This is a genomic window from Halomonas sp. ND22Bw, assembly GCF_003011945.1.
GTDB lineage: Bacteria > Pseudomonadota > Gammaproteobacteria > Pseudomonadales > Halomonadaceae > Halomonas > Halomonas halophila.
Genome location: NZ_PXWD01001169.1, coordinates 1 through 260 on the forward strand (window position 1 = coordinate 1; position 260 = coordinate 260).

General features: G+C 63.5%; 1 protein-coding gene. It reads right to left on the reverse strand.

All coding sequences use genetic code 11. From position 1 onward, the window contains the following. Window positions 1–260, reverse strand: a 260-nt coding sequence (locus tag CVH10_RS21860; protein WP_219924984.1) for a hypothetical protein, incomplete at both ends; no start/stop codon positions are given.

Sequence of the window (260 nt, forward strand, 5' to 3'; positions counted from 1 at the left end):
GCAAACCGGGTCGCCATCACGTCCTCGACGGGGCGAACATCACTGGTCGCCATAAGCTCGTCGGGAACATCGGTCGCGACCGTCTTGGCCTGAACCTCAAGCGCCATCTGGTAGCTATGCGCGCCGTGAAGCAACTGGCCCGCAAGGCTGTCCAGCACAATGTCCAGCGCCAGCGCCGGGTCGGCTGCGACCGCTTCCTGCACGATCTGCGTCTTGATGCGTGACAGGTCCGCGAACAGGCTGTTGCTGTAGAGCGGTTG